This window comes from Ruegeria arenilitoris (assembly GCF_013031355.1).
Taxonomy (GTDB): domain Bacteria; phylum Pseudomonadota; class Alphaproteobacteria; order Rhodobacterales; family Rhodobacteraceae; genus Ruegeria; species Ruegeria arenilitoris_C.
Genome location: NZ_WPZO01000022.1, coordinates 1 through 5,340 on the forward strand (window position 1 = coordinate 1; position 5,340 = coordinate 5,340).

5 protein-coding genes are annotated in these 5,340 nt (G+C 55.0%); all 5 read right to left on the reverse strand.

Going from position 1 to position 5,340, the window contains the following annotated elements; all coding sequences use genetic code 11:
- On the reverse strand, nucleotides 1-85 hold an 85-nt coding region (locus tag GOX63_RS23525; protein ID WP_170329172.1), incomplete at its 3' end, for a sugar phosphate nucleotidyltransferase.
- A gap of 117 nt (nucleotides 86-202) precedes the next feature.
- A complete protein-coding gene (locus GOX63_RS23530) occupies nucleotides 203-934 on the reverse strand; it encodes a metallophosphoesterase family protein (RefSeq protein ID WP_367646773.1) in 732 nt (243 codons plus the stop codon).
- A 113-nt stretch (nucleotides 935-1,047) separates the two neighbouring features.
- Nucleotides 1,048-1,569, reverse strand: a complete 522-nt coding sequence (locus GOX63_RS23535; protein ID WP_254436091.1) for a hypothetical protein — start codon at nucleotides 1,567-1,569, stop codon at nucleotides 1,048-1,050.
- 417 nt (nucleotides 1,570-1,986) lie between these two features.
- A complete protein-coding gene (locus GOX63_RS23540; protein ID WP_170329169.1) occupies nucleotides 1,987-2,811 on the reverse strand; it encodes a hypothetical protein in 825 nt (274 codons plus the stop codon).
- 63 nt (nucleotides 2,812-2,874) lie between these two features.
- Entirely contained in the window at nucleotides 2,875-4,926 is a 2,052-nt protein-coding gene (locus GOX63_RS23545; RefSeq protein WP_170547343.1) for a galactosyltransferase-related protein, read from the reverse strand.
- Between the last annotated feature and the right edge of the window lie 414 nt (nucleotides 4,927-5,340).

Consider the following 5,340-nt stretch of genomic DNA (forward strand, 5'->3'; position numbering starts at 1 on the left):
CAAATTGCTTGGGGTAGCTTTTCCGCGACAAGGGCCACAAACGGGTTCCAGAACCACCGCAAAGGAGGACGGGCGTAATCAACATGGTAGGCTCGTAATCTGATTTGCTTAGCTAGGTCTTATTAAATGGGATTTGAGGTGACAAGGTTTTGCACGGCCACAGTCAAAAAAAGGACCCTTGCTGCCTGTTTCTGTCAGAGCTTCAGGGACGCGCCGTCAGAAATCTGGGCTCGCCTCCATCCAGGCAAACCGCGCTCAGCACGCCTGTTGCAAAGGCACCGGTGTCAATGGAAATGCGCCCCTGCCGCGCAACGGCAGTTCCGACGATCGTGTGCCCATGCACAACCCAGACACCATCGCGCCTGACCGTGGATTGAAACGACGGATGGCCCCAGACCAAGGTCTTGTCCGATTGCGTCTCGGGCGGGGTATCCGGATCGGCACCGGCGTGGACAACCAGCACGTTGCCCGACATATCCCAGGTCGGAAGCTTGGAAACCCACTGGCACAGCGCGGCGCCCATCGCCTCTTGCATCCGGTCACGGCAATCCGTCAGTTCGTCACCGCTCATCTCGGATCGGGCCCCGCGCACACCAAAAGAGGCCAGGGTCTGCAAGCCGCCATAGCGCAGCCACCGCGGGCCTTGTCCTTTGGGATCCTGCAGGAACCGCAGCAGCATCTCTTCGTGGTTGCCCATCAGACAAGTCAGGTCCGGACGCGCACTGATCAGGCGCAAAACCTCGGCGCTGTGCTCGCCGCGGTCGACATAATCACCCACCAGTATGATCCGATGGTCCTGTGGTACTTGGGACAACAATTTTTCCAGTTGAACGATACAGCCGTGCACATCGCCGATCACGCAAAGCGGACCGTCCGGGTTCGGCGGCAGGAATGTTCCGCGCCGCCCGAACCGTTTGATAAGCGATGTCAGCACGATGCGCTGGTCTCCTGACTGGTTGGCCGCGACAAGTGCCGGCAAGGGCTATCCGGCGTCGGTTTTTGACCCAAACGTGATACCTCTGCGCTGAACTGTGGGCAAGCCCGGCCTCAGGCGGTTCGGCAGGCTGGCACGCCCATGCGAATGAGTTCACTGCCTTTGACCTTGTGAACACCGTTGATGCGATTGCGCGCCGTGGTCATGAACCAAGATTTCAACGGTTCCGGGTAGTAGTCGGCCATAACCTTGCTGAAATAGTCGAAATCCTCGGGCGCAAGCCTGCGACCGCTGCGGGACGGGCCATGAAATCCAAAGGTTGTATCGGGTTCAACACAGGTTCCGGGCAGCCCCAGAAACATCGTGCATGTTGAATAGCAGACGCGTCCGCGTATTTCGACCTGGATGCCGTTGCGCTCAAGGTTTTCCAGTTCGGCCAGACGGTCATGCAAATATCCACCGCGGTCGCTGCCCACGACCAACAGTTGCTGTGCCTCAACGGGCGTTGGTGCGTTTATGGCAGGTACCAACGTGACAACTGCCAAAAATGCCGTGAAAATCCTGGCGGCACCACGGGTGGAGGATGTTCCGGCACGCAGCGGTGCCTTGGCAATACAGTCGAACAGGCTCAGCATGGGCGTATCTCCAGCTCCAGATTTGGTCTGGATCAGGACTAGAGAGCTGCGATGCCTCAGCTGTGGGCTGCCTGTGGCGAAACTTGGCCTTAAATCAATGTTTTAGTAGGTTTTTTACGTAAACTTTCCGTACCCTGTGCGTACTCAGGCGGACCTGCGGCAGGGGTCTCACAGGATCAATTCAGTCATTGGGTAATCGTCGGGTTGTCTATGGGCGGCCTGGGCCGCGACCCGCGTATCTGCTCGTGCGCAAAGGCGCGCAGAGATCCAAACTCGTCGTGATCTTGAATTGATGCGCGTATATTAGCGCAAAACGCGCTCTGATCCAAATTGGCCCGGAAACGGGCCAAGGAGTGGGCGTGAACCCCAGGGGGCTTTACGGCCGTCCGTTTAGCCCGCCGGGCACGCTGTTCCGGTTTAGCTGGACTTCATTCGACGCTTGGTGCGTCGCTGCAACCGCCAAAGATCCCGCCAATAGGACGCCTGCCAGGGCGCGCTCAGGGCAACCTTCCACCATTTGCGCTGTTCTTGAAACAGCTTGTTTTCATAGTCTTTTTTCAAATAGCGCTTGGGCAATGCAATATGGATATTGGGTGCAAGGCCCTGGGCGTCGGCAGAGCTGTCGAAAAAGTCGGGCATCAGCGTTGCGCTGGTTTGCAGCGCCAGAAGCCGCTTCAAACTCACCTCATGGGTCGAAGGGTGCACGTAGTCGATGACCGAACTGACACTGCCGTCACCGATGTCCTCCCAGGCGTCACCCAACTCGGTATTGGTGAAAACAATGGTGCTCTGCAGGGTTTCCCAATCGCTGTAGAAACTGTTCCAGATCGCCGGGCGAACGACGTCGCGCAACATGAACCCTTCGGCAAGAAACAGCATCGCCCAAAAGCTTGGCCAGGCAATCAACAGATCCTGAACGTCCTGTTCTGCCGCGGAAACCGGTGTGAAGACCACGATATCCGCAATCTCGGTAATCAGGCTGACACTGCGTTCCGCTTCATTCAGACTGGCTGCGGGCAGCCCCTTTGTGACGTGGACAATGCGCAGACCGTCAGAGGCCGTGGGGCTCTGGACAAGTTTGCCAAACGTTGAATGCGAGACCTGCGCAACACCGTGCAGCCTGTAGGCATCACACCAGTCAGAATGATTCCGGCCACCCAGAACGATAACTTCACTTACTGGTTGCTTGCAGGCTGAAATGACGCTCTCAACGGCTAAGCTTCTTGTTTCACTGTCATTCATACAGATTTACACTCTGACGTATGTATTTCGACTTGGACGTATGTCCGCACGTTTGGAACAATATTAAAAGTGCTGCCCCGACATTTCTAACTTCTGGTTTTGAGACATCGTATGCGCAATTTCGGTGAATGAGCTCCAGTTACTGCCAAGCAAGAGCGGCGCGCGGGACAGCAGTATCACGTCGGCAAGCGCATATTTGAGCTGCATTTCCGAGCGGTCATACACTGCCCGGGGCAGGCTGTTCACGCGTTCCTGGTACTTTGTTTCAAATGCGCCATAGGATTCCGAATTGTCCGAAGCCAGGAAAATCGTCGCGTCGGGCGTAGACTTCAGCAATTCGTCTATGCGCTTGAAGAAAAAACCATAGTGGGATCTGCTTCTGGCCCGTCTGGCAATCTCGTCCTCGGATTTGGACCAGTCACCTGGAACGTCCCCATGAGGATCCGTAGCAGCACCGCCATTCATACGGACATGAACCGCGATGTCGTTCGGGCTTCTAACTGAATCGATCATCTCCTGCACATCCGCGCTTGGCTTCAGACCACGCAGGAATTCTTTTTCAAGCTCATCATAGGGCGCCCCAAAGGTGAACCTGTAGGCGGACTGGATAACGATGTCGCGCCGGGCATGAATCAGCGAGGTTGAATCAAAGGCTTCCCGGAACGCCTTGCTCATCAGATCGACTTCCAACGCGTTTTCGGGGTTGTTGTCGCTGGTTTCCTCGAGTGCGCCATCAAACTCGAAAAGCGACGCAAAACTGCAATCACAATGCTCGTCAGGTACCCAACGAACAACGAGGTCTCGATCATGCACTTGTGCAAATGCAGCCCCCGAAGCAATCGCGCGCAAACGATTACCCAGACCATGCTGAGCATCAACGATAAGTTTCGGCTTGTGGTGGCTGTGTCCGATCGGAACGGAAATTTCGTCATTTTTTTCAACGGATTGCAGAGGCCCGCTGCCGAGAGCCGCGATCGCGTCTTTCAGGGAACGGGTCATCAGCGCATAGTCTACAGCCTCGCGAGACGCAGTGATTTTAACGCCATCGAAGAAATCCTGTATTGCACTCACTGCGGCTTCGGCGCGCTCCAGCCGCGTCCCGATCAGGTTTGTATCTACGCCAAACGGGTAAGTCCGCCGCACCCGAACAACACCGCCAGTGTCGCTCAGCAGCCGGAAACCCGCCATTGGGCTACTGCTGTCCCAGGGCGCCGATGACAAGGCAGTCTGCCGGTTCAGCACGATCCAAAACTGCGGGAAGGCCTGCACTTCGTCCCAGCCGGTGACTGGTTTGCTCTTAGGGCGACCGATACGCCTTATGTCGGAATGGTCGATATGGCGAATAGTGTCTGGATCGACATCCACTCTTTCAACGCCTTTTTCGGTCAGGCGGTCGTACAGATCGTCGTCGTCCCAGCCATAAGTCACAATCCGTTCGTTGAACCCGTTCACGGCCATCAGGTCTTCGCGACCGACAACGAAGAATCCGTTTACGTGGCTTTGACCCGATTCTGCCTGCCGCCAATTTCCAGCGGTCAGTTTCCCGACACCCATGGTGTTTCGGCTGAAAAATTCGTCGTTGAGGATAATGTCACTGTCGACTTTGACGATCTTGTCTTTTGTCGTCGCCCGGAAGCCCACATTGTAGGCGTGGGAGAGTATCCATGACCCTTCGTCTTCAACACGAAGGATGCGGACACGCGGATCTTGAATTCCGGCCTCTTCGAGGGAAATCGCGACCGGAATCTCTGAGCTCCAGTCGACGATGACAATCTCATCAATCTCCTGATGCACCAGCCAAGTTGGTAAGGTCCGAAGCAGGTGATCATTCCTGTTCATGCAACATGTAACGAGCGAAAAACCAGGTTCAATCGCAGTATCCGACCTAAATTCCTCGCCTGCTTCTTCAAATCTTGGCAGGTCCCGCCAAACTTCCGGACGTTTCAGGACGTCGTTGTAGATCGATGCTACAACCGATTGGGACTTGGCATTGCGGACTGAAAGCTGCGTTCTGATCAGACTGCGAAATGAGTCTCCGGCCCGAGCAGTGCCGGAATCATCGTTCGATGCACGTGAATCACAAAGGTTTGCAACTATGTCCTTGGAAGATTGCATTTCTTTCCCAGTTCGAGATCTTGATAAGTTACGGCGTCCGGTTTGCACCAATGTGGCTCGTAACATACCATCCTAGATTGTATTCAAAAAAAGCTTGAGCACCGAGTACCTGTTTGCAGCAGCGTGTCAATCTCCAAAAACAATAAGGGTCGAGGGTAAACCCAAGAACTCGACGTCAATGAGCGACGTTACGCTTGAATTATATCACAAACAAGACGTGTTGGTTTTGATCTACTTTGGAGTGGGCTTAGACTCACCAGGACAGTGTGATCCAGCTGCTGTTAGATCGTTAAGTAATTGATCCGGGGGATCAATTGTAGTGATGCGAGGCTAAGTGTTTGATTTCCGACCTGGAAGATTGGTTGCGGGAGCAGGATTTGAACCTGCGACCTTCAGGTTATGAGCCTGACGAGC

Coding starts and splice junctions, on each gene's coding strand:
- GOX63_RS23535 (WP_254436091.1), bottom strand. CDS start 1,569: ATGCTGAGCCTGTTCGACTGTATTGCCAAGGCACCGCTGCGTGCCGGA.
- GOX63_RS23540 (WP_170329169.1), bottom strand. CDS start 2,811: ATGAATGACAGTGAAACAAGAAGCTTAGCCGTTGAGAGCGTCATTTCA.
- GOX63_RS23545 (WP_170547343.1), bottom strand. CDS start 4,926: ATGCAATCTTCCAAGGACATAGTTGCAAACCTTTGTGATTCACGTGCA.